General features: G+C 62.2%; 23 protein-coding genes and 1 tRNA gene. 18 read left to right on the forward strand and 6 right to left on the reverse strand.

Features of this window, described 5'->3' with window-relative positions:
- Nucleotides 1–140 precede the first annotated feature (140 nt).
- Nucleotides 141–695 carry an RBBP9/YdeN family alpha/beta hydrolase gene (locus tag AU381_RS03450; protein WP_064240413.1) on the forward strand — a complete coding sequence of 185 codons (555 nt, stop codon included), beginning with the start codon at nucleotides 141–143 and terminating at the stop codon, nucleotides 693–695.
- A 12-nt stretch (nucleotides 696–707) separates the two neighbouring features.
- On the opposite strand, the gene AU381_RS03455 is transcribed toward AU381_RS03450, so the two are convergent.
- A complete protein-coding gene (locus tag AU381_RS03455; RefSeq protein ID WP_064240414.1) occupies nucleotides 708–1,994 on the reverse strand; it encodes an ABC transporter substrate-binding protein in 1,287 nt (428 codons plus the stop codon).
- Between the two features lie 144 nt (nucleotides 1,995–2,138).
- Between AU381_RS03455 and AU381_RS03460 the strand changes: the two genes are divergently transcribed.
- The 6 genes from AU381_RS03460 to AU381_RS03485 all read left to right on the forward strand — a co-directional run bounded on the left by AU381_RS03460 (nucleotide 2,139) and on the right by AU381_RS03485 (nucleotide 8,087).
- Nucleotides 2,139–3,167: a LacI family DNA-binding transcriptional regulator gene (locus AU381_RS03460; protein WP_064240415.1), complete on the forward strand. Its 1,029-nt coding sequence runs from the start codon at nucleotides 2,139–2,141 to the stop codon at nucleotides 3,165–3,167.
- Nucleotides 3,164–5,017, forward strand: coding sequence for a DUF2264 domain-containing protein (locus tag AU381_RS03465; protein ID WP_064240416.1), 1,854 nt, complete (start codon nucleotides 3,164–3,166; stop codon nucleotides 5,015–5,017). The genes AU381_RS03460 and AU381_RS03465 overlap by 4 nt, the downstream gene beginning before the upstream one ends.
- Entirely contained in the window at nucleotides 5,014–6,024 is a 1,011-nt protein-coding gene (locus tag AU381_RS03470; RefSeq protein ID WP_064240417.1) for a hydroxyacid dehydrogenase, read from the forward strand. The genes AU381_RS03465 and AU381_RS03470 overlap by 4 nt, the downstream gene beginning before the upstream one ends.
- Nucleotides 6,021–6,791, forward strand: coding sequence for a sugar phosphate isomerase/epimerase family protein (locus tag AU381_RS03475; RefSeq protein ID WP_064240418.1), 771 nt, complete (start codon nucleotides 6,021–6,023; stop codon nucleotides 6,789–6,791). Before AU381_RS03470 ends, AU381_RS03475 begins: the two co-directional genes overlap by 4 nt.
- A gap of 97 nt (nucleotides 6,792–6,888) precedes the next feature.
- Nucleotides 6,889–6,964: transfer RNA gene (locus AU381_RS03480), tRNA-Ala, on the forward strand.
- A gap of 604 nt (nucleotides 6,965–7,568) precedes the next feature.
- Complete coding sequence (locus AU381_RS03485; protein ID WP_064240419.1) at nucleotides 7,569–8,087, forward strand: DUF1003 domain-containing protein; 519 nt, start codon at nucleotides 7,569–7,571, stop codon at nucleotides 8,085–8,087.
- Between the two features lie 210 nt (nucleotides 8,088–8,297).
- Here the strand turns inward: AU381_RS03485 and AU381_RS03490 are convergent, their stop codons facing one another.
- Nucleotides 8,298–8,612: a DUF1476 domain-containing protein gene (locus AU381_RS03490; protein WP_064240420.1), complete on the reverse strand. Its 315-nt coding sequence runs from the start codon at nucleotides 8,610–8,612 to the stop codon at nucleotides 8,298–8,300.
- Between the two features lie 224 nt (nucleotides 8,613–8,836).
- Here AU381_RS03490 and purC point away from each other — a divergent pair, with 224 nt between their 5' ends.
- The 4 genes from purC (at nucleotide 8,837) to AU381_RS03510 (ending at nucleotide 11,132) form a co-directional block, all read left to right on the forward strand.
- A complete protein-coding gene (gene purC / locus AU381_RS03495) occupies nucleotides 8,837–9,601 on the forward strand; it encodes a phosphoribosylaminoimidazolesuccinocarboxamide synthase (protein ID WP_018239850.1) in 765 nt (254 codons plus the stop codon).
- Between the two features lie 34 nt (nucleotides 9,602–9,635).
- Nucleotides 9,636–9,878, forward strand: a complete 243-nt coding sequence (purS, locus tag AU381_RS03500) for a phosphoribosylformylglycinamidine synthase subunit PurS (RefSeq protein ID WP_064240421.1) — start codon at nucleotides 9,636–9,638, stop codon at nucleotides 9,876–9,878.
- 123 nt (nucleotides 9,879–10,001) lie between these two features.
- Nucleotides 10,002–10,673: a phosphoribosylformylglycinamidine synthase subunit PurQ gene (purQ, locus tag AU381_RS03505; RefSeq protein ID WP_064240422.1), complete on the forward strand. Its 672-nt coding sequence runs from the start codon at nucleotides 10,002–10,004 to the stop codon at nucleotides 10,671–10,673.
- A 51-nt stretch (nucleotides 10,674–10,724) separates the two neighbouring features.
- Entirely contained in the window at nucleotides 10,725–11,132 is a 408-nt protein-coding gene (locus AU381_RS03510) for a hypothetical protein (RefSeq protein ID WP_064240423.1), read from the forward strand.
- A gap of 68 nt (nucleotides 11,133–11,200) precedes the next feature.
- Here AU381_RS03510 and AU381_RS30665 read toward each other — a convergent pair whose 3' ends face one another.
- Complete coding sequence (locus tag AU381_RS30665; protein WP_064240424.1) at nucleotides 11,201–11,449, reverse strand: DUF1127 domain-containing protein; 249 nt, start codon at nucleotides 11,447–11,449, stop codon at nucleotides 11,201–11,203.
- Between the two features lie 82 nt (nucleotides 11,450–11,531).
- On the opposite strand from AU381_RS30665, the gene AU381_RS03520 reads away from it, so the two are divergent.
- From AU381_RS03520 to AU381_RS03555, 7 genes are all read left to right on the forward strand, one after another.
- On the forward strand, nucleotides 11,532–12,950 hold the full coding sequence (locus AU381_RS03520; RefSeq protein ID WP_064240425.1) for an aminotransferase-like domain-containing protein: 1,419 nt from the start codon (nucleotides 11,532–11,534) through the stop codon (nucleotides 12,948–12,950).
- Nucleotides 12,951–13,040: 90 nt separating this feature from the next.
- Nucleotides 13,041–13,628 carry an acyloxyacyl hydrolase gene (locus AU381_RS03525; RefSeq protein WP_082909634.1) on the forward strand — a complete coding sequence of 196 codons (588 nt, stop codon included), beginning with the start codon at nucleotides 13,041–13,043 and terminating at the stop codon, nucleotides 13,626–13,628.
- Between the two features lie 191 nt (nucleotides 13,629–13,819).
- Complete coding sequence (gene purL, locus AU381_RS03530) at nucleotides 13,820–16,048, forward strand: phosphoribosylformylglycinamidine synthase subunit PurL (RefSeq protein WP_064240426.1); 2,229 nt, start codon at nucleotides 13,820–13,822, stop codon at nucleotides 16,046–16,048.
- Nucleotides 16,049–16,178: 130 nt separating this feature from the next.
- Nucleotides 16,179–16,412: a BolA/IbaG family iron-sulfur metabolism protein gene (locus tag AU381_RS03535; protein WP_014328481.1), complete on the forward strand. Its 234-nt coding sequence runs from the start codon at nucleotides 16,179–16,181 to the stop codon at nucleotides 16,410–16,412.
- A gap of 6 nt (nucleotides 16,413–16,418) precedes the next feature.
- Entirely contained in the window at nucleotides 16,419–16,664 is a 246-nt protein-coding gene (locus tag AU381_RS03540; RefSeq protein ID WP_064240427.1) for a hypothetical protein, read from the forward strand.
- Nucleotides 16,665–16,796: 132 nt separating this feature from the next.
- Nucleotides 16,797–17,132 (forward strand): Grx4 family monothiol glutaredoxin, encoded by a 336-nt coding sequence (gene grxD / locus AU381_RS03545; protein ID WP_064240428.1) that lies wholly within the window; start codon nucleotides 16,797–16,799, stop codon nucleotides 17,130–17,132.
- A gap of 247 nt (nucleotides 17,133–17,379) precedes the next feature.
- Nucleotides 17,380–18,693, forward strand: coding sequence for a multidrug effflux MFS transporter (locus AU381_RS03555; protein WP_082909635.1), 1,314 nt, complete (start codon nucleotides 17,380–17,382; stop codon nucleotides 18,691–18,693).
- Nucleotides 18,694–18,750: 57 nt separating this feature from the next.
- Here the strand turns inward: AU381_RS03555 and AU381_RS03560 are convergent, their stop codons facing one another.
- The 3 genes from AU381_RS03560 to AU381_RS03570 form a co-directional block, all read right to left on the reverse strand.
- Nucleotides 18,751–19,575, reverse strand: a complete 825-nt coding sequence (locus AU381_RS03560) for an inositol monophosphatase family protein (RefSeq protein ID WP_064240431.1) — start codon at nucleotides 19,573–19,575, stop codon at nucleotides 18,751–18,753.
- Nucleotides 19,572–20,459: a tRNA 2-thiocytidine(32) synthetase TtcA gene (ttcA, locus tag AU381_RS03565; RefSeq protein ID WP_064240432.1), complete on the reverse strand. Its 888-nt coding sequence runs from the start codon at nucleotides 20,457–20,459 to the stop codon at nucleotides 19,572–19,574. Before ttcA ends, AU381_RS03560 begins: the two co-directional genes overlap by 4 nt.
- 280 nt (nucleotides 20,460–20,739) lie before the next feature.
- Complete coding sequence (locus AU381_RS03570; RefSeq protein WP_064240433.1) at nucleotides 20,740–21,687, reverse strand: glutaminase; 948 nt, start codon at nucleotides 21,685–21,687, stop codon at nucleotides 20,740–20,742.
- Nucleotides 21,688–21,727: the final 40 nt, after the last annotated feature.

A 21,727-nucleotide genomic window follows, 5' to 3' on the forward strand; every position in this document is an offset into this window, starting at 1 on the left:
AGAGCAGCCATGGATCCGCAGCGGCGGCGAAAAAAATGGCCGTTGCGAACCGCGACCGCCACCTCGGATTATACAGAAAATGCAACCCTTGTCGCCTGTGCCTTGACTTCGGCTCTTTTCGTCGCCAAATCGCGGCGATTATGAAGATTTCAGAAGCGCATATCCTGATCGTTCCCGGATATACCAATTCAGGTCCGGACCATTGGCAGAGCCGCTGGGAGCGGAAGCTCTCGACCGCGCGTCGCGTCGTGCAGGCGGAGTGGTCGAAACCGGTGCGCGAGGATTGGGTGGCACGGATGATCGAAGAGGTCAATGCCGCAACCAAGCCTGTCGTGATCGTCGCCCATTCGCTGGGCGTCGCCACTGCCGTTCACGCGCTTCCGCATTGCAGGACGAAGATCGCGGGCGGCTTTCTCGTCGCCCCGCCCGACGTCGCCAACCCGAATATCCGCCCGAAGCATCTGATGACCTTCGGGCCCTATCCGCGCGACCCGCTGCCTTTTCCATCACTGGTGATCGCCAGCCGCAACGATCCCTTCGGCTCCTACGAACAGGCGGGCGACATTGCCAATGCCTGGGGATCGCTTCTCGTCGACGCCGGCGAGGCCGGCCACATCAATGCCGAGTCCGGCCACGGGCCATGGCCTGAAGGGACGATGGTGTTCGCCCAGTTCCTCAGCCGCCTGCAGCCCTGATCGCTCCTGGGGTCAGCCGGCGCGAACCGTAGACTTGCCCTCCTCGACCAGGCGTGCCGCTGCATCGGCGATCGAAATGCGTTCGAAGGCCAGTTCGTCGGCAATCGGGCGAAGCACCCGCTGGTCGAATTCCGTCGAGCCGAGCGGTGCGGGAGCGGGATAGCCGCCCACCTGGTCCTTGAGCGCGTTGATGTATTTCACCGTTTCGGCTTCCGTCGGGTTGAGCGATGGGAGTATCGCCTCGCGCACCTTGGGCGACATCGGCACGCCGCGCTCGACGCCGAGGATCCTGCCGGCTTCCGGGTCGTTGACAAAGAAATCGATGAACTTCGCGGCTTCTTCGCCATGCTTGCTCGTCGCACCGATGCTCCAGATCAAGGCCGGGCGATAATAATGACCTGACGGGCCGCCCTTCTCCGCACGCGGCAACATGCCGATGCCGAGCTTGCTTTTCATGACGAGCTGATAGCCTACCAGTTGGTTCGAATAGGCCATGCCCATGGCCGAATAGCCGAGCGCCAGGCAGTTCGTGTCGATGGTGTTCTGGTCGAGGGTCTGGACATCGGCGCCGACAGTGCCACCGCGCTTGCGCAGATCCTCCCAATAGGCATACCACTCCTTGGCTTCATCGACGCCGAAGCCAAGGCCGCTCTCCGTATAGAGGCTGCTTCCACGCTGCCTGAGCCAAGCGTCGAAGACATAGGCATAGCGGGCCCCGTATGGTCCGCCCCAGACGTTCTTCTTACCGGCGGCCTTGGTCATCTCGATCGCGATGTCGGCATATTCCTTCCAGGTTGTTTCGATCCCGGGAGGCGTAATGCCGGCCTTCGCGAAGGCGTCGGCGTCATAGAACAATGCGAAGGAGTTCAATCCGAGCCCGACGCCCCAGAGTTTTCCATCCACCGTCGTCAGCTTCAGCACATCCTTGCCGAAGGCGTGCACGTCCAATGTCGATGGGATGAAGGGATCGAGGGCGAGGCAGGCGCCGCGCTTGGAATAATCGGAAATGGTGCTCGGTTCGAGCTGGAAGACGTCGGCGATCGCGCGGCCGGCCATCTGGGTCGCGAGTTTCGTCCAGTATCCGTCGCCGCTCAGGCTCTCGCCGACGACCGATATGTCCGGGTTCTTCTCCTGGAAGAGTTTGGCAACACTCAAGGTCCGCTTCGAGCGGTCGTTGGATCCCCACCACATGGCGCGGAGCTGCACGCTTTCGGCCGCGAAGGGCGAGCTTGCGCCGAGCGCAACGCCGGCGGCCGTGCCTGCCGAGCCGAGCAGGAATGTACGTCGATTGAGTAGCATGCCGTTCCTCCTGTCGTGTCTGCCTCGCGCTCTCCTCCAGCGTGAGGCGGGTCCAAGTCGCCGCAAAGTTTATGCAAGAAACTAGCTTTTGCAAGATTTTGTTTATCTATTGCAAATTTGCATTAGTTGCGTAATGTTTGCGCCATGACTGACACAAATTCCAAACGGCTGCGCCAAGCCGATATCGCCGCCCATGCCGGGGTTTCCATTTCGACCGTCTCGCGCGTTCTTGCGAACGAACCGGGCATCAGCGAGGACGTGCGCAGACAGATCTTTAAGGTTGCGAGCGACCTCGGCTATCCGATTAAGGCTTCCTCGATCGCACTCCCTGGCACTTTGGCTCTGATCGCAAGCCATGGCATGACAGGGGGGCTGAGCGTCTTCTACGAGGGCATTGTCGAGGGCCTGCGTTCCGAGGCGGCCAGATTGGGGATGCCGTTCGACATCCGCCTTGTCAGGGAGGCAAAGGGGACGCCGGAAACCGTCCGCGAGCACATGAAGTCCGCCGGCGCAGAAGGGCTCTTCCTGGTGGGCATCGATCCCGCCGCTGCCCTTTGCAATTGGCTGGACGAAAGCGGCACGCCAGTGATTCTGGTTAACGGCACCGATCCGCACATGCGTTTCGACGGCGTCTCGCCCGCGAACTTCTCCGGCGCCTATGCCGCGACTCAACGGTTGCTCGATGCCGGACATCGCCGCGTTCTTCATCTGACCGGATCGCATCGGCACACGATCCGCGAACGCATCCGCGGCTTCGAGGCGGCCGTCGCTTCGGCGGACGGCGGCGAAGGGCGCGTCATCCGCCTGCCCTTCGAGGGCAATTCCAGCGTCGAGGCGCATGCGGCGACGCTCGCCGCCCTCGCCGACGACAGCGGCTTCTCCGCGGCATTCTGCATGAACGACTTTATCGCCGTCGGCGTGCTCGAAGCGGTCGCGGAGATGGGCCCGCGCGTGCCCGAGGATTTTGCCATTATCGGATTCGACGACCTCCCTTGCGCGGAGATGGCCAATCCGCGGCTTGCGACGATGCGTGTCGATCGCGTGGCGCTCGGTCGCGAGGCGATCGGCATGATGCACTTCCGTCTCCAAAATCGGGACTCACCCGCCCGGCACGTGTCTCACGCGGTAATCCCCGTGCCCGGCGGAACCCTGGATGAGAGACGGCGCCCATGACCTATGATCCAGCCAGCGCCAACCCGCTTGCCGCCAATCCGCTGGAAACGCGCAGCGACATGCAGCACGCTCTGCTAGACCTCTTCGATCCGCTGTTGCCTTACTTTTCCGAGGGAAATGCGCGCGTCCGCCTCGACGCCGCCGCCGCCCACTTCGACCGGGCCGCAGCTGATCTCGAAGGTTTCGCGAGGCCTCTTTGGGGCCTCGCGCCGTTTACGGCCGGCGGCGGCGAGTTCTCTCATTGGCGCCGTTACGCCGAGGGCATCGCCAATGGCACCGATCCGAACCATCCGGAATTCTGGGGCAAGGTCGGCAGCCGAGATCAGCGCATGGTCGAGCTCGCCGCCCTCGCCTTCGCGCTCGCCCTGGTTCCGGAGAAACTGTGGGACCCGCTGAATGGCCGGGCGCGCGATAATCTTGTCACCTATCTGCTCCATGCGCGCAAGTTCGACTATGCCGACAACAATTGGAAGTTCTTCCGCATTCTCGTCGATATCGCCCTCGATCGCCTCGGCATCGAATACGACCGCAGCCTGACGCAGGCTTATCTTTCACAGCTCGATGGCTTTTACATCGCGGATGGCTGGTATCGGGATGGCGATGTGCGGCGTGTCGACCACTACATTCCCTTTGCGATGCACTTCTATGGCCTCATCTATTCGCGCCTCGTCGAGGATGGCTACGCCAAAAGCTATCGCGAGCGTGCCCTCGCCTTTGCTCAGGATTTTCGTCACTGGTTCGCTGAGGACGGAGCAACCGTCCCCTTTGGCCGCAGTCTCACCTACCGCTTTGCCTGCGCCGGTTTTTGGTCGGCGCTTGCCTTTGCCGATCTCGAGGCGCTGCCCTGGGGCGAGATCAAGAGTCTCTGCCTTCGCCACCTCAGATGGTGGGCGGACAAGCCGATTACGGACCGGGACGGCGTGCTGTCGGTCGGCTACGGCTATCCGAATCTCTTGATGTCGGAAAACTACAATTCGGCGGGCTCGCCCTACTGGGCGTTCAAGGCCTTCCTGCCGCTGGCGGTCGGTCAAGACCATCCATTCTGGACTTCCACGGAAACGCCCCCATCGCCGCCCTCCGACACGGTTGCGTTTCCCCATCCGGGCATGGTGACGATGCCTTGCAAGGGTGATGTCGTGGCGCTTTCCTCGGGCCAGGAGAACCGGCAGATGCGGTTCGGCTCGGAAAAATACGCGAAGTTCGCCTATTCGACGCGCTATGGCTTCAGCGTCGAGAGCGACGAACGGGCCTTCAGCGGAGGCGCCTTCGATTCCATGCTGGCCTTCAGTGACGACGGCATTCACTACCGTGTCCGCGAGGCCAATGACGAGGCCCGATTGGCGGGCCATGCGCTGTTTTCCAGGTGGTCGCCTTGGCCCGACGTCATGGTCGAGACGTGGCTGCTGCCGATCTCGCCGTGGCATGTGAGGGTGCATCGAATCACGACTCCAAGGCCGCTTGAAACCGCCGAGGGCGGCTTTGCTATCGCCAGGCGAGACTTTGAAGCGGACACGCTTTCCTCAGAAGCGGGATCGGCCTATGTCATCGGAGAAGAGGATTTCAGCGGAATCCGCGATCTGAGCTCGACGGTCGCGCGCCAGGGTGTGGCGCAGAAGGCGCCGCCAAATACCAATCTCATCACCGCAAAAACCCTCGTGCCGCAATTGCGCGCCACGATTCCTGCCGGAGAGACCATTCTTCGCTGTGCCGTGCTGGCGCTTCGCGACACCGCCGCCGCGTCGGGTGACTGGAACATTGCGCCGTCAGCCCCCGACATCAGCGACTTGCGCGCTGTCGCGGAGCAAGGCGTGACCGTCAGCGCCATGCAAGCGCCGAGGCGTATGCCATGACCCGGCCGGCGATTGCCTTTGCGATGCAGCCCGGGAAAACAGAGCACGTGCTGACGCCGGAACTTCTCATGCGGATCGACGGCCTCGCTCGCATACTGGATCCGCGACCGATGACCACGTTCGGCGACAGCCGGGCAAATCGGCTGCTCGCCGAAGCGGAAATCCTGATGACCGGCTGGGGCGCCCCGCAGTTCGATGCGGACGCCCTTCGATCGGCGTCCCATCTTCGCCTCATTGTCCACGCGGCCGGAACGGTCAAGGGCCTGACCGATACGAACGTGTTTGATGCAGGAATCACTGTCAGCCATGCAGCCGAGGCCAACGCCGTACCGGTCGCGGAGTTCACGCTGGCGGCAATCATTTTTGCGGGCAAGCAAGTCTTTCGCTTCCGGGATCTGTATGCCGCCGACAGAGGGCGCGAGCGGACCCAGCTACTGCAGGGGCAGGCGATCGGAAACTATCGGCGCACGGTCGGTATAGTTGGCGCATCGCGGATCGGAAGACGGGTGATCGAGCTTCTTCGCCATTTCGACTATCGCGTGCTGCTCTACGATCCGCTGGTCGGGCAGGAGAGCGCTTCGGGCCTCGGTGTGGAAAAAGTAGATCTCGATACGCTGATGGCAAACTCGGACGTTGTCTCGCTGCATGCGCCTGCCCTGCCTGAGACCAGCCACATGATCGACGCACGGCGGTTGTCCTTGATGAAGGACGGCGCCACCCTGATCAACACGGCGCGCGGCGTGCTCATCGACGAGGTCGCCCTCATCAACAGGCTCAGGACGGGCGCAATCAACGCGGTCATCGACGTCACGCATCCCGAGGTACCGGAAGAAGCGTCGCCGCTTTACGATTTGCCGAACGTCTTCCTGACTCCGCACATTGCCGGCGCCATCGGGCTTGAAAGGACGCGCCTCGGTGAGATGGCCGTCGATGAGATCGAACGTTTTATCGAGGGCCGGCCGTTGCTTTTCGAGATCCGCAAGGGCGACCTGGAGCGTATGGCATGAGCAATTTCGAGCCAGGGCTTTGCACCGTGACGTTCAGGAAAATGCCCGCCGCTCGAATTGTGGACCTGGCCGCGGAGGCCCGGCTTGTGGCGATCGAATGGGCAGGCGACGTCCATGTTCCTCCCGGAGATATGGCGGCAGCCCGCAGCACCGCGCGCCTGTGCGAAAGGAACCACCTGACCATCTCCTATGGCTCATACGTCGCACCGCCAACCGACGAGCTTTCCGTCTTTATGGGCGCGCTGGAGACCGCGATCGCCCTCGGCGCCTCCAATATCCGTATCTGGCCCGGCACACGCGGGCGAGATTCCAGGGACTACGGTGCCGGCGAAAGACGCGCCGTGGCAGATGCCATCCGCGACATGGGCGCCGAGGCCGCCCGGCATGATGTGACCGTATCGCTGGAATATCACCCGCAATCCCTGACGGACACGACCGAGTCCGCACGCCGGCTGATCGAGGCGATCGCCGAAGACAATGTCTACCTCTATTGGCAGCCGCGGCCCGGTCTGAAGCTCGATGAAGCGCTCACCGAAGTCGCCCACATCGGTCAGCATGTGTCCCATGTCCATGTCTTTGCCTGGGACCGGAACCGCAACCGCTTCCCCCTGGCGTCGGCCGCCGACTACTGGCGAACCATCCTCGCCACATTTCCCGTCTCCCGCTGGACCAGACGGAGATTTGCAATGCTGGAGTTCGTCACCAATGATGACCCGGCGGCCTTGCTCGAGGATGCCGCAACGCTCGAGCGTATCCTCAATAGGTGAAAATCCATGCTGGCGGCCCTCCGCCGACACGTCGGATAGTGCCGTTCAGGGATAGACTGGCGCAGGCCGTCAAATCCGCCTATATACGTGGACTGCTGGGGTCGTAGCTCAGTTGGGAGAGCGCCGCAATCGCACTGCGGAGGTCGAGGGTTCGACTCCCTTCGACTCCACCAGCAATTCCTTGTCCGACCCGGAGACATAGATAACAGAAGTACCTAAGATATGGGTGACAACCCGTTCGGCACGAGGTTGTCACCCAGTCTCCGGTACAAAACGGCACCCATCTCTCAGGTCGGGCACTATACAGCTCTTATCCGTACTCATGCGGCCTTGATTTGCCGCGTTCTTTGTTGCGCCTGTTTCCCCATTGGTAATGCCGCAGACGAGCCGAGGATGCTCCCTCATTCAGGTATGTTTCGCACGCGGCAAGCGATGGCAGCAACCGGACGCCGCGGAGCGCTGCCTGCGGGGCATTTTTAGCTGAAAGCCAATGGCGCGAATTTCCTCAACCAGAACGGCGGTTCAAGTTTAGCGATGCCAGCGTTAAGGGCGGTAAAGGCGGTGTAAAGTCGGGTAGATCTTGGCGTAGGGACCCGCCGCCTGCGCGAGTTGACCGGGACCGGCCGAGGGGTCCGCGACGTCGTGGCCCCCAGATCCTTAGTTTCGTGACCGGAACTTTGTTTTGGCAGCGGGGTTGCAGGCGAAGTGGGAGCAAGATCAATCAGTGAAGTTGCCAAGCGCATGCCAATCTCGAGAAAGCCACAGGATGAAGAAGCGATGGCTCGGCCGCTTGCAGGCTCGCGCAGACTCGATCGCAACATCAACGCGATCGTGAAGCGGCGCCAGGAGGCGGAACTTGAAAAAACGCTTCAAGACAAGATCGCAGATACCATTACGCGCTTTGCCGGATCGATGACCTTCATCTACCTTCATCTCGCGGCGTGCGGCTTCTGGATCGCCGCAAACATGAGATGGCTGCCTGGCGTGCCTGTCTTCGACCCCAGCTTTGTAATCCTCGCCATGGTCGCCTCTGTGGAGGCGATCTTCATCTCCACCTTCGTTCTCATCAGCCAGAACCGAATGGCGGCGGATGACGACAAGCGCGCAGATCTCAACCTGCAAATATCGCTGCTGGCCGAACAGGAAGCGACTCAGTTGCTGACCTTGGTCTCGGCGATTGCTGCTCGGCTTGACGTGAAGACAGCGGTCGATGCCGAGGTCGGCGAACTCGCAACCGAAGTGACACCCGAAGACGTGCTCGACCGGCTGGAAAAGCGGCAAGCGGACGACAATTGAAACCGCCTTTTTCGAACCGGAGGCCGAGCGACCAACCTTCCTCCCGAGGCGATTGCGCAGAGTGACGGGCTAGAAAACTAAAGGCCACGAGTGATCGTAGCTGCTAACTCCGCGTCTGTTAGTATTGCCGCCGGCGGAGGCAGCCGCCACACCTGTAGTCGCCGCACCGCGGCCGCAATGAAGCAGACGTAGCTTAAACGCCGAGTCAGACTAGCTGCTCTGAACCTGCTCGACCGCTTGCGCCAGGAACTCCAGCATGCGAAGGCGGATGTCGGCTTCCGATTGAGTCACTCCGGCCGCATTGAAGTCGGCCAAGATCTTGCGCACCACGTCGTCGTGGCCAGCTTCTTCGATGTCAGCGACAATGACGTCCCGGGCGTAGGCTTCCGGATCCGCCTTTTTCAGGAGACCGGCCGCCCAGAGGCCGAGCAGCCTGTTGCGGCGCGCCAAGGCCTTGAACCTCAACTCTTCGTCGAGCGCAAACTTCGCCTCGAAGGCCTTCTCGCGATCCTGCATCGTCGTCATCAATCGATCTCCCTCAAGTTGCCAGCCGGCATTCTCGCATAATCCAGTGCGCCGGTGGAAGAGCACCGTGCCTTTTCGTCTTTGGCGACTTTCATGATACCCTAATCTAAATCGGGGGACGGAAAGATACGCCGATTGTGAAATGCGTTCTTTTCAGATATGGACCCGCTGAGAAAATTCCAAATGCGCGACCCAAGAGCGCCAACAACCACAGAGAAAAGTCCATGAATCGTCGCCGCCGTATCTACGAGGGCAAGGCCAAGATCCTTTATGAGGGCCCGGAACCGGGCACGCTGATCCAGTTCTTCAAGGATGATGCGACCGCCTTCAACAAGAAGAAACATGACGTCATCGACGGCAAGGGCGTGCTCAACAACCGCATTTCCGAGTACATCTTCACGCACCTCAACAAGATCGGCATTCCGACGCATTTCATCCGCCGCCTCAACATGCGCGAGCAGCTGATCAAGGAAGTGGAGATCATCCCGCTCGAGATCGTCGTGCGCAATGTTGCCGCCGGTTCGCTTGCAAAGCGCCTCGGCATCGAGGAAGGCACTGTGCTGCCGCGCTCGATCATCGAGTTCTACTACAAGGCCGACGCGCTCGACGATCCGATGGTCTCGGAAGAGCATATCACCGCCTTCGGCTGGGCAAGCCCGCAGGAACTCGACGACATCATGGCGCTTGCCATCCGCATCAACGACTTCCTGTCCGGCCTTTTCCTCGGCGTCGGCATCCAGCTCGTCGATTTCAAGATCGAGTGCGGCCGCCTTTACGAAGGCGACATGATGCGCATCGTTCTGGCCGACGAGATTTCCCCCGACAGCTGCCGTCTGTGGGACGTCGAAACCAAGGAAAAGATGGACAAAGATCGGTTCCGCCGCGACATGGGCGGACTGGTCGAGGCCTATCAGGAAGTGGCCCGCCGTCTCGGCATCATCAACGAGAACGAGCCGCCGCGCGGTTCCGGCCCCGTGCTGGTCAAATGATGACGCTGGTCAAGTAGATTTCGGGGATAAGCAAGTGATCAAGGCACGCGTAACCGTGACGCTGAAGAACGGTGTTCTGGACCCGCAGGGCAAGGCGATTGAAGGCGCGCTCGGCGCGCTCGGCTTCGACGGCATCGGCCAGGTCCGTCAGGGCAAGGTCTTCGATCTGCAGCTCGAGACCGCAGACAAGGCCAGGGCCGAAGCCGAACTCAAGGCCATGTGCGAGAAGCTGCTCGCCAACACCGTGATTGAAAACTACAGCATTTCCCTCGCCTAAGGGCGGGGCATCAAGCGCCGGCGGCCTCGCACGGACCCGAGCCGATCGGTCCTCCGGCGTTCCATGACTGAAAATCGCCTCACGCCGCAGAGGCCGCGGGGCCAAGGCAAGGTATCTACGCCCATGAAGTCAGCCGTCGTTCAGCTTCCAGGCCTCAATCGCGATCGCGACATGATTGCGGCGCTCACGAAGATTTCCGGCAGGGCCCCGGTCACCGTGTGGCAGACCGAGACGGAAATTCCGGATGTCGACCTGATCGTCATCCCTGGCGGCTTTTCCTATGGTGACTATTTGCGCTGCGGCGCGATTGCGGCACGCATGCCGGTGATGCAGGCAATCAAGGCCAAGGCGGAGCAAGGCGTGCGGGTCCTCGGCGTCTGCAATGGTTTCCAGATTCTCGTAGAAGCAGGCCTTCTGCCCGGCGCGCTCATGCGCAATGCATCGCTGAAATTCGTCTGCCGCGAGGTGAAGCTCGAAGTCGTCAACGCCGAGACCGACTTCACCCGTGCCTATGCCAAGGGCCAGGTGATCCGCAGCCCCGTTGCGCACCATGACGGCAACTATTTCGCCGACGCCGAAACGTTGAAGGCCGTCGAAGGCAACGGACAGGTCGTCTTCCGCTACGCCGAGGGCACCAATCCGAACGGTTCGATCAACGACATTGCCGGCGTGATGAACGGCAAGGGCAATGTTCTCGGCATGATGCCGCATCCGGAAAACCTGATCGAGGTAGCCCATGGCGGCTCGGATGGTCGCGGCATCTTCGCCTCGGCGCTCGACGTAATCGCTGCTTAACCTTATCGCTGCTAGAAGGCGGCATCGAACGTCACCCGTGCGAGGCCGCCTATGTCATCCATGAACCGCAGACAGTTCGCAGCGCTTGGCTGCGTCGCCGCAAATCTCCTGCTCGTCGCCGGCTGCCAATCCGATCGCCCGGCCTCCCCGCCCGCGAGCTCCGCCGCCTTGCCGACAATGGAGCGCATCGCGCTCGGCGCCAATGGCTGCTGGTTCAAGTCGGGCGACCCGGCGTTCAAGGCCTATCGTCTGGCGCCGGAACTCAACTCCTTCTCCGGGCGGCCGCGCATCCTTCTGGTGCCACGCAAATCTCCCGAGGCGCGCCCCCTCGCCGTCATCCAGGCCGAAGGGCATCCTGCTCGCCTTCAGGCGTTCGGCCCCCTCCTCAGCGAGCCGGTCGGTACGCGCATGACTTCCGATGTGCGGCGCTGGGCCGCCGGCGACGAGGGCTGCAGCTGACGTTCGGGGCGTTAGGCGCTCGATTCCTCTCGCGCGACCATGGTGATCCTTCTCAGAAGCTGGGGCGGCTACCGCCAGAATGGGACGGATGCCTCGCGCTGCGCCTCCACCTCAGTCAGTCCGATATCCTTGAGCAGGTGCATGCTCATCTCCTGAAGAGCCAGACGGCTGCGCCTTTTCGCCGCCAGCGCGCAATAGAGGTGCCAGAGCCGCAAGATCGGATTCCCTTCCGCGCACTGGAATTCATATGCGAAGCGGGACTCATCACCTGTGACGTTTCGCAGCAGCGAGGGCCGGATTGTCTCAATTGCATCCATTGCTTCCACCATTGTATCGCTTAGCTCTCTTTGGTTAGAGATAATTGACACCCTCGGTGAGGCAATATAGATAATTGTCACTATGACAACTTGGCTTCCCGACATACAGCAGGGGCACGGTCCGCTCTACGCGCGGATCGCCGATCAGATCGAACGGGCGATCGGCAACGGGGCGCTGCCCGTCGGCACCAAGCTGCCGCCGCAACGCAATCTTGCCTACGATATCGGGGTGACGATCGGCACGATCGGCCGTGCGTACAATATCGTGCGGGAGCGCGGTCTTGTAAGCGGCGAGGTCGGCCGCGGCACCTATGTGCTCGACCGTCCGGAGAGCAGACCGCCGGAACAGGCCGATCCGCTCACCACCTCGCTTGCCGGCACCCGCCCGATCGTCGCACCGCCGGGCAAGCTCCGCTTTGACAGCACGGCCGCGCCCGACATCGGCCAAGGCGACATTTTGGCAAGATTGCTCGGCGACATTAGCCGGGAGCACCACGCGGACATTGCAAGCTACGCGCGCAATTTTCCGGACCATTGGTTCGAAGCGGGCGCTCAATGGCTGGCGAGCGGCAGTTTTCGGCCTGCACCGGAATGCATCGTGCCGACCCTGGGTGCGCATGCGGCTGTCATTGCAGTGATTTCGGCTGTCACCTCGCCGGGGGACCGCATCGCCTTCGAGACGCTGACCTATTCGCAGGTGAGCCGCAGCGCCGGGTTGATCGGACGGCGGATCGCGCTGATGGCTAGCGACGGCTTCGGCTTGATACCGGAAGATTTCGAGCGCGTCTGTGCCCAACAACATCCGAAGCTCGCATTCCTGATGCCCAGTGCGCAGAACCCGACGGTGGCAATCATGCCACTCGACCGGCGCCAGGCCGTGGCTGAGATCGCCCGCAAATACGGCGTGTGGTTGGTTGAGGACAATCTCTACGGGTCGATGACGGGTGACCCCATTCCGCTGCTCGCCGATCTCGCGCCCGAGCGCACCTTCCTCGTCGGCGGCCTGTCGAAGTCGGTGGCCGCCGGCGTGCGCGGCGGCTGGGTGGCTTGCCCGCCGCATTTCAGCCAGCGCATCCGCATCGCACACAAGATGATCAGCGGCGGCCTCCCCTTTCTGCTCGCCGAGCTTTGCGCGCGCCTCGTCCTTTCAGGATCTGCTTCCGCATTGCGCAGCCGCGGCGTCGAGGAAATCGGCGAGCGCGTTGCGTTGGCGCGCGAAATCTTCGCCGGCTTCGAGTTCAACTCCCACCCGAAGGTGCCCTTCCTCTGGCTGAAGCTCCCGGAGCCCTGGTTGTCGGGAACCTTCAAGCAGGCAGCACTGCAGGAAGGCGTGCTGATCGATGACGAGGACGAATTCAAGGCAGGCCGCGCCGACCACGTCTTCCACCGCATCCGCATCGGCTTCTCCTCGCCGGCCAGACGCGCCGATGTCGAAACCGGTTTCCAGGTGTTGCGCCGTCTGCTCGATAGCGGCCGGACCGGCTACGACAGCTTCGACTAGTTCCCTGCCAGACGACTTTCGCGCAAGCGACGACGATTTATAGTTGTTCGCGTACTGCTTGAGTCGATTCGTCTTTCCAAAGGATCTGGCATGCTCTCTTCAACTTGGCTTGGTGCCCGGCGCCTGATGCTCGGTTCCGTCGGCGCCTTGACGCTGCTGGCATGTGTTGGGGCCAAACCTGTCCACGCGGAACAGCCTATCTTTGACGAACTGCGTTTCGGTGCCACGACCTCCATCGGCGACGGCGACAATCGGGAGGACGGCGTCTTCCCGTCCGTGACCGTCTTTTTCGACCCGTTCGGTGCAGACAGTGCCACCGGCTTTGTCGAGAAGGTCGTGCGGCCACGGGTGCATGCCGGAGCCTCGATCGCCACCGCGTCGAACGGCGTCAACCAGGTGTATGGCGGGTTCAGTTGGAACTTCGACATCACCGAGCGTTTCTTTGTCGAAGTTGGCGCCGGTGGTACGGTTCATGACGGCGATCTGAACGATGACGGGACGAGCGGGCCCAAGCTTGGCTGTCGCCTGATGTTTCGAGAGCATGCCGCCGCCGGGTTTCGCTTCGACGATCGCTGGAACCTTTCGGCAACGGTGGAACATTCCTCCAACGCCAATCTTTGCAACGGTCCCAACGACGGTTTGACGCGTGCCGGCCTTATGCTCGGCTACAAATTCTAACGGCTTCAAAGCGGAATTTCCGGCCAGGAGGGCGTCGACCGGCTCCTGTTGATCTGCGGTATTTTTCTGTCGCGCCGCGGCGCGGCATAGGCTAAAGAAGCCGCAAAGCGCCCCCTGTTTGTGTTGCGGTTCGCACGCGCCGTGTCCCTGTCGGAAGGGGTGCGCGCCGCCCGAAGGATTGACGGTCGACGATGACGATTTCCAACACCCGCCCCATCACCCCGGACCTCATTGCCTCGCACGGGCTGAAGCCCGACGAATACGAGCGCATCCTGAACCTCATCGGGCGCGACCCGACCTTCACCGAACTCGGCATCTTCTCGGCGATGTGGAATGAGCACTGCTCCTACAAGTCCTCGAAGAAATGGCTCCGCACGCTTCCGACCAAGGGGCCGCGCGTCATCCAGGGACCCGGCGAGAACGCCGGCGTCGTCGATATCGATGACGGCGACTGCGTCGTCTTCAAGATGGAGAGCCATAACCATCCCTCCTACATCGAGCCCTACCAGGGCGCGGCGACCGGCGTCGGCGGCATACTGCGCGACGTCTTTACCATGGGCGCGCGTCCGATCGCCGCGATGAACGCGCTGCGCTTCGGCGCGCCGGATCACCCGAAGACCAAGCACCTCGTTTCCGGCGTCGTCGCCGGCGTCGGCGGCTACGGCAATTCCTTCGGCGTGCCGACCGTCGGCGGCGAGGTCGAGTTCGACGCGCGCTACAACGGCAATATCCTCGTCAACGCCTTTGCGGCGGGCCTCGCGAAGAGCGACGCGATCTTCTACTCGAAGGCGGAGGGCGTCGGCCTCCCCGTCGTCTATCTCGGTGCCAAGACCGGGCGCGACGGCGTCGGCGGCGCGACGATGGCCTCGGCCGAATTCGACGAGTCGATCGAGGAGAAGCGCCCGACCGTGCAAGTCGGCGACCCCTTCACCGAAAAGTGCCTGCTCGAAGCCTGCCTCGAACTGATGCAGACCGGCGCCGTCATCGCGATCCAGGACATGGGTGCGGCGGGTCTCACCTGCTCCGCCGTCGAGATGGGCGCCAAGGGCGATCTCGGCATCGAGCTTGACCTTGACAAGGTACCGGTGCGCGAGGAGCGCATGACCGCCTACGAGATGATGCTTTCCGAAAGCCAGGAGCGCATGCTGATGGTGCTGCGTCCGGAAAAGGAAGAGGAAGCCAAGGCGATCTTCGTCAAGTGGGGTCTCGATTTCGCCGTCGTCGGCAAGACGACCGACGACCTGCGGTTCCGCATCCTCCATCAGGGCGAGGAAGTGGCGAACCTGCCGATCAAGGAGCTCGGCGACGAGGCACCGGAATATGACCGCCCCTGGACCCCGGCCAAGACCCCCTTGCCGCTTGCCACCAACGACATTCCGCAGGCCGATGTCGCCGACGCGCTTCTGAAGTTGGTGGGCTCCGCCAATAACTCCTCGCGTCGGTGGGTCTACGAGCAATACGACACGCTGATCCAGGGCAATTCGCTGCAACTGCCGGGCGGCGACGCCGGCGTGGTGCGCGTCGAGGGCCACGAGACGAAGGCGCTGGCCTTCTCCTCCGACGTGACCCCGCGTTACGTCGAGGCCGATCCGTACGAAGGCGGCAAGCAGGCCGTCGCCGAATGCTGGCGCAATCTCACGGCGACCGGTGCGCTGCCGCTTGCCGCGACGGACAACCTGAACTTCGGCAACCCTGAACGTCCGGAGATCATGAGCCAGTTCGTTCATGCGATCAAAGGCATCGGCGAAGCCTGCCGCGCGCTCGATTTCCCGATCGTCTCCGGCAACGTCTCGCTCTATAACGAGACCAACGGCCAGGCGATCCTGCCGACCCCCACCATTGGCGGCGTCGGTCTCGTCAAGGACTGGTCGAAGATGGCTCGCATCCGTTTCGCCGCTGCCGGCGAGACGATCCTGCTCGCCGGAGCACCGGAAGGCTGGGGCACGCATATCGCCCAGTCGGTCTACTTGCGCGACATTCACGGCCGCACCGACGGCCCTGCGCCGTACGTGGATCTCGCGCATGAGCGCAAAATGGGCGATTTCGTTCGCGGTCTGATCGAGGATGGGCTGGTCACCGCCGCGCACGACTGCTCCTCGGGCGGGCTCGCGCTCGCCGTCGCGGAAATGGCGATCGCCTCCGGAATCGGCGCGACGATCGCGGCTCCGGAGAATGATCCGATTGCGGCGTTCTATGGCGAGGATCAGGGCCGCTATGTCGTGACGGTCACTGCCGACAAGCTCGATGCGGTCGCCGCTCGGGCGGCGGTCGCCGGCATCGACCTGCCGGTGATCGGCGCGACCGGCGGCGACACGCTGAAACTCGGCGATGCAAAGGCAATCTTGGTCGAGGAGTTGCGTTCCGCCCACGAAGCCTGGTTCCCCACCTATATGGGCGGCGATCTCGCTCCGGACAATTGACGGTAGACCGGCGGAAAAACGGTTAAATCATCATTTGCCTTCCGCCCCTGAATCGTGGTTCCCTTGAAGTCACGAGCGGTGGCAGCCCCGCTGCCACTGCAGAAAAAATAACAAAGGGAGTTGGCATATCATGCCCATGACACCAGGCGATATCGAAGACATGATCAAGGCCGGAATCCCCGGCGCGAAGGTCACGATCCGCGATTTGGCCGGTGACGGCGACCACTATGCCGCCGAAGTCGTGGCCGAAGCGTTTCGTGGCAAGACCCGCGTGCAGCAGCACCAGATGGTCTACAACGCTCTAAAAGGAAACATGGGCGGCATCCTCCATGCGCTGGCCCTGCAGACCAGCGCGCCGGAGTAAGCCCGTATGGCGGACCTGATCAAGGAGCTTGTCAGCGGCGTCGTCGACAGCGCGCTGAAGGAGATCCTGAAGAAGACCGGCGTCAGGAAAGCCGCGACGCGGCGGACTAAGCGGCGGACCCGAGAGCCCTCAACGGGCGGCGGTCTCCTGGCGGAGATCATCGAGGCCGCGCTCCGCAAGCCGGCAAAGAAACAGGTCAGCCGTCGCCGCACCGCCGCATCCCGGAACAAGCTGCGCCGCCGCTCCGCCTGAGGTGGTTTGAAAGCCACATCTTGAGGACCATCAATATTTTTGCGATTGGGTGGGTGAAAACCGCGACCATGCATGCTATTTAAGCGGCAAAGCGACATCCGGTCCTTGAAGCCGGCCAGGAAGGAAGACGACATGAGCGGAATTCACGATTTCATCGACAACGAGGTCAAGACGAACGACGTCGTTCTCTTCATGAAGGGCACGCCGCAGTTTCCGCAGTGTGGTTTCTCCGGCCAGGTGGTGCAGATCCTCGACTACATCGGCGTCGACTACAAGGGCATCAACGTGCTCGCCGATGCGGATCTGCGCCAGGGCATCAAGGACTACTCCAACTGGCCGACCATTCCGCAACTCTATGTGAAGGGCGAATTCATCGGCGGTTGCGACATCGTGCGCGAGATGTTCCAGGCAGGCGAGTTGCAGGAGCATCTGCAGGGACAGGGCATTTCCGTAAAGGGCGCCGCGTAAGATCGGCGACAGCGAAGAGGTCTCGAAAAAGGCGGCCTGACCGCCTTTTTGATTCCGGGCCTATATGCCGTTCGGCTAAATTTTGATGCGCTTCTTGAGCAGGCGGCGAAATTCGTCCGCTCGGGATAGTTCTTCGACGGTGACTCTCGACTTCCCCTTCATGGGGCGATCGGCCGTATTGCCCCTGGGCGTGCGTTCTAGACGGCCGGATTGTCCCTCCCAAATCTGCCTATTGTGGATATTTGCGATGACTTCCATCTCAGAAGACACCCTCAATGCCGGACAACAATCGGAACCTGTCAGCCCGGTTTCAGGCGCGGCACGTATCGGCATGGGCCTCGTCGAATTCATCGTGACCATTGCCGTGATGACGGCGAGCGTCGCCCTTGCGATCGACAGCATGCTGCCGGCGCTTTCAAGCATCGGGCACTCGTTCAATGTCGCCAATGCCAATGACGCACAGCTCGTCATCGGGATCTTCTTCCTCGGATTTGGCTTTTCGCAGATCTTCTTCGGCAGTCTTTCGGACGCATTCGGCCGACGTGTCGTGTTGCTCGGCGGATTGGCCTTCTTCACCCTTTCGAGCTTTGCCGCCTCGCAGGCGGCGAGCTTCGAAGCGCTGCTTGTGCTGCGTTTCATCCAGGGTATCGGTGCCGCGGCCGTGCGCATAACGACCATGGCGATCGTGCGCGACTGTTTCGGCGGTCGCGAAATGGCGCGCGTCATGTCCTATGTGATGATCGTCTTTATGATCGTACCGATCGTCGCTCCGTCGCTTGGACAGCTTGTCATCGTCTACGCCGATTGGCACTGGATCTTCATCCTGATCGGCCTGATCGGCCTCGCCCTGTTCCTTTTGGCCCTGACGCGCATGTCGGAGTCGCTCCCGGCTGAAGAGCGCCTGCCGCTCTCGGTCGGCGCTATCCTTTCAGGCTTCCGCACAGTTCTGACGAACCGCGTCACCTGCGGTTACATGATCGGCCTGACGCTGTTCACGGCGGTCATCTGCGCCTACATCGTCAGCGTGCAGCAAGTCTTCGGCGAGATTTACGGCCTTGCCGATTGGCTGCCGATCGCCTTTGCCGGAACCGCCGGCGGCATCGCGGTCGCAAACTTTGCCAATGGCTTCTTCGTCCGCAGCTTCGGCATGCGCCGCATCTCCCACGCCGCGTTGGTGCTGTTCACGCTGCTTGCGGCCGTGGGCTTTGCTTTGTCGCTGGCCGGGACCCCGGCCTTCGTCGTCAGCTATCTGCTTTTCTCTGTGCTGCTGATGTTCTTCGCGGTTATCGCCACCAACTTCACCGCCATCAGCCTCGAGCCGATGGGCCATCTCGCCGGAACGGCCACCGCGATCACCGGCTTCATCTCGACGACTGCCGGCGCTCTCATCGGCAGCGCCGTCGGCCAGCTTTTCAACGGAACGCTGCAGCCCCTGTTCGGCGGCTACGCGCTCTTCGGCCTTCTGACCATTGGCGCAACGCTCTGGGCGGAAGAAGGAAAGCTCTTCACCCATCCGGGCGACAAGGACGCGGCAGGCGATCACGGCAGTGGCCACCTGTGAGAGAAAGCCCGCCCGGCGTGCGGGCGGGCTTCTCATAACGACGCTGTCTCGTCCTGATCAGACCGTGAAGACCTCGCGCCTGAGCGCCTCCCAACTTTCCCTGTCCGTGGCAAGCAGCAGCCCGCCATCGGTGTGCGCCGGCAGGTAGCGCGATCCGTCGAAGCGCGCCGCATAGGCGCCGGCCTCTTCGGCGATCAGCGTGCCGGCGAGGTGATCCCACGGCATGAGCTTCTGGTACATCAGGAAATGCAGGTGGCCGGCGGCGAAGATGCGATATTCATGCGCGGCACAGCGGTAGCTGGTGGCGATCCTTACCTTGGCCAAATTGCCCATGACGATCCGGCGGTTATCTTCCTTGTAGAAGCCCGTAGATGCGCCGCCGACCATGTTTCCGAGCGGTACGCCGGCAGTGACCGACAGCTTCTCCTGCGATCCGTTCGGCCGGCACATCCAGGCGCCGGAACCCTTCTCGGCAATCACCCAATCGTTGCCGAGCGGATCGTAGATGATGCCGGCAACGGTTTCGCCCTTGGCGACGACGCTCGCCATCACGCCGAAGAGCGGCAGGCCGGCGGCAAAGTTGAAGGTGCCGTCGATCGGATCGACGACAACGGCAAGTTCGGCGTCCGCCAGTTTGTCGAGGAGGGCGGGGTCGGCCGCGGCCGACTCTTCGCCGATGAAGACCGCTCCGGGTGCAACTGCATCGATCTTCGATTTGATGAGCCTTTCGGCCGCTTCGTCGCCTTCGGTCACGAGATCGATCGCCTCGGACTTCATCCGCACAGCGCCCGATTCCAGGTTCCGGAAGCGAGGCAGGATCTCCTTCACCGCCGCCTCCTGCAAAAGATTGGCAAGGGCGGCGATGTCGACGGACTGGCTCATTCTTTGGGCTCCGGAGAAAGGGACTGGAAATCGAAAAGATTCGGGTCGAGGAGATGCGACGGATTCACATGCCCGAGCGCACGCAGCATCGTGTCCTTGCGGCCGGGCATGCGCCGCTCGATATCGGCAAGCATCGCTTTCATCGCGTTGCGCTCGAGACCGTCCTGCGAGCCGCAAAGATCGCAGGGGATGATCGGAAACTCCATCGCCGCGGCGAATTTCGCGAGGTCGTCCTCGGCGGCATAGGTGAGCGGCCGCAGCACCGTCAGATCGCCTTCGTCATTGAGAAGTTTCGCCGGCATGGACGCGAGCCGGCCGCCATGGAAGAAATTCATGAAGAAGGTTTCGAGAATATCTTCGCGATGATGCCCGAGCACCAGCGCGTCGCACCCCTCCTCCCGAGCGATCCGGTAAAGGTTGCCGCGTCTCAGCCGGGAACAGAGCGAACAATAGGTGGCGCCCGTCGGCACCTTCTCCTTCACGATCGAATAGGTGTCGCGGTATTCGATCCGGTGCTTGACGCCGATCGAGGCGAGATAGTCCGGCAGGATATGTTTCGGGAAGTTCGGCTGGCCCTGATCGAGATTGCAGGCAATGAGCTCGACCGGCAGAAGCCCGCGCCATTTGAGGTCCATCAGCAGCGCCAGCAGGCTGTAGCTGTCCTTGCCGCCCGAAACGCCGACGAGCCAACGCTTCGATCCCTTCAGCATGCCGAAATCGTCAAAAGCCTGACGCACCTGGCGCAGCAGGCGTTTCCTCAACTTGTTGAAGGAGACGGAGGACGGCATCCGTGCGAATAGCGGATGGTCGCCGGTGTCTACGGCATCTTCCGCATCGACAGCGGCGTCCATCATCTCGCGCTGGGACGATCGTGAGAGTTCCATGGCGGTAGCCCCGGATTCTGCGGGCGAAATAGGTCCGCCCAAAGGCCTGAACCACTTGCCCGGTCTGGTGTCGAATATCAAGGGGAAAGGGCTGGCGACGCCATGAACTATAGGAATCAAGCCCTCAACCTTAGCGAAATTGCCCCTCTCCTCGGGTTTAACCCGAGGACTAGCCCTCTCCCCGCACGGGGGAGAGGGGACTGAGAGGGCGCGGCTTGCCCCTTCGCCCCGCCTGCGGGGAGAAGGTGCCGGCAGGCGGATGAGGGGCGCCCTCAGACGCTCACGGACCGAACACAGACCAGCCGGTGCGGGCCGCGAGCATCTCGAGCGCCAGCGATCCCAAGAGCGAATTGCCGTTCTCGTTGAGGCCCGGCGACCAGACGGCAATGGAGGCCTTGCCGGGCGCTACCGCCATGATGCCGCCGCCGACGCCGCTCTTGCCGGGCAAGCCGACGCGATAGGCGAAATCGCCGGAGCCGTCGTAGTGACCGCAGGTGAGCATCAGCGCATTGATGCGCCGGGCTCGCTGGCGCGATACGACCGAGTGGCCGGTCAGCGGATTGGTGCCGCCGGCGGCGAGGAAAAGCCCGGCCTTGGCGAGCTGGCTGCAGGTCATGGCGAGCGCGCAATGGTGGAAATAGACGCCGAGAACGTGCTCGACCGGATGATCGAGGCGTCCGAAGGAGCGCATGAAACTCGCGAGCGCGAAATTGCGGAAGCCGGTGACGGTCTCGGAGCGGGCCACCTCATGGTCGATGACGATATTCTCGTCGTCGGCAAGGTAGCGGACGAAGCGCACGATTTCGCCGATCAACTCCTTCGGCGTATGGCCGGCGAGGATGAGATCGCTGATCGTGATCGCCCCGGCATTGATGAACGGATTGCGCGGCTTGCCGCCTTCATGCTCGAGTTGCACGATCGAGTTGAAGGCCGAGCCGGACGGCTCGCGCCCGACACGGTGCCAGATATTCTCGCCATGCTTGCCGAGCGCCAGCGTCAGCGTGAATACCTTGGAAATGCTCTGGATCGAGAACGGCACCTCCGCATCGCCGACGCGATGCACCTCGCCGTCCGTCGTGACGATCGCCATGCCGAAATGCCGGGGATTAACGCGGGCAAGCTGGGGAATATAGTCGGCAACCTTGCCCTCGCCCAACCGCGGCGTCAGCTCGCGATAGATGTCGTCGAGGATCAGTTGCAGATCCTGTGGCGCTTTCTGCTCCGGCATACGGCACTCCTCGATCTCGATCGGGAAAGGATGGGTGGCT

The organism is Sinorhizobium glycinis (assembly GCF_001651865.1).
In the GTDB taxonomy this organism is placed as follows: Bacteria; Pseudomonadota; Alphaproteobacteria; order Rhizobiales; family Rhizobiaceae; genus Sinorhizobium; species Sinorhizobium glycinis.

What these genes read in the sequence shown, in the direction of transcription:
- AU381_RS03520 (WP_064240425.1), top strand. Translation starts at nt 11,532, where the DNA reads ATGACAACTTGGCTTCCCGACATACAGCAGGGGCACGGTCCGCTCTAC.
- AU381_RS03485 (WP_064240419.1), top strand. Translation starts at nt 7,569, where the DNA reads ATGGCTCGGCCGCTTGCAGGCTCGCGCAGACTCGATCGCAACATCAAC.
- AU381_RS03510 (WP_064240423.1), top strand. Translation starts at nt 10,725, where the DNA reads ATGTCATCCATGAACCGCAGACAGTTCGCAGCGCTTGGCTGCGTCGCC.
- AU381_RS03555 (WP_082909635.1), top strand. Translation starts at nt 17,380, where the DNA reads ATGACTTCCATCTCAGAAGACACCCTCAATGCCGGACAACAATCGGAA.
- AU381_RS03490 (WP_064240420.1), bottom strand. Translation starts at nt 8,612, where the DNA reads ATGACGACGATGCAGGATCGCGAGAAGGCCTTCGAGGCGAAGTTTGCG.
- AU381_RS03570 (WP_064240433.1), bottom strand. Translation starts at nt 21,687, where the DNA reads ATGCCGGAGCAGAAAGCGCCACAGGATCTGCAACTGATCCTCGACGAC.
- purL (WP_064240426.1), top strand. Translation starts at nt 13,820, where the DNA reads ATGACGATTTCCAACACCCGCCCCATCACCCCGGACCTCATTGCCTCG.
- purQ (WP_064240422.1), top strand. Translation starts at nt 10,002, where the DNA reads ATGAAGTCAGCCGTCGTTCAGCTTCCAGGCCTCAATCGCGATCGCGAC.
- AU381_RS03450 (WP_064240413.1), top strand. Translation starts at nt 141, where the DNA reads ATGAAGATTTCAGAAGCGCATATCCTGATCGTTCCCGGATATACCAAT.
- AU381_RS03455 (WP_064240414.1), bottom strand. Translation starts at nt 1,994, where the DNA reads ATGCTACTCAATCGACGTACATTCCTGCTCGGCTCGGCAGGCACGGCC.
- AU381_RS03460 (WP_064240415.1), top strand. Translation starts at nt 2,139, where the DNA reads ATGACTGACACAAATTCCAAACGGCTGCGCCAAGCCGATATCGCCGCC.
- AU381_RS03535 (WP_014328481.1), top strand. Translation starts at nt 16,179, where the DNA reads ATGCCCATGACACCAGGCGATATCGAAGACATGATCAAGGCCGGAATC.
- AU381_RS30665 (WP_064240424.1), bottom strand. Translation starts at nt 11,449, where the DNA reads ATGGATGCAATTGAGACAATCCGGCCCTCGCTGCTGCGAAACGTCACA.
- grxD (WP_064240428.1), top strand. Translation starts at nt 16,797, where the DNA reads ATGAGCGGAATTCACGATTTCATCGACAACGAGGTCAAGACGAACGAC.
- AU381_RS03465 (WP_064240416.1), top strand. Translation starts at nt 3,164, where the DNA reads ATGACCTATGATCCAGCCAGCGCCAACCCGCTTGCCGCCAATCCGCTG.
- AU381_RS03475 (WP_064240418.1), top strand. Translation starts at nt 6,021, where the DNA reads ATGAGCAATTTCGAGCCAGGGCTTTGCACCGTGACGTTCAGGAAAATG.
- AU381_RS03525 (WP_082909634.1), top strand. Translation starts at nt 13,041, where the DNA reads ATGCTCTCTTCAACTTGGCTTGGTGCCCGGCGCCTGATGCTCGGTTCC.
- AU381_RS03560 (WP_064240431.1), bottom strand. Translation starts at nt 19,575, where the DNA reads ATGAGCCAGTCCGTCGACATCGCCGCCCTTGCCAATCTTTTGCAGGAG.
- ttcA (WP_064240432.1), bottom strand. Translation starts at nt 20,459, where the DNA reads ATGGAACTCTCACGATCGTCCCAGCGCGAGATGATGGACGCCGCTGTC.
- AU381_RS03540 (WP_064240427.1), top strand. Translation starts at nt 16,419, where the DNA reads ATGGCGGACCTGATCAAGGAGCTTGTCAGCGGCGTCGTCGACAGCGCG.
- AU381_RS03470 (WP_064240417.1), top strand. Translation starts at nt 5,014, where the DNA reads ATGACCCGGCCGGCGATTGCCTTTGCGATGCAGCCCGGGAAAACAGAG.
- purC (WP_018239850.1), top strand. Translation starts at nt 8,837, where the DNA reads ATGAATCGTCGCCGCCGTATCTACGAGGGCAAGGCCAAGATCCTTTAT.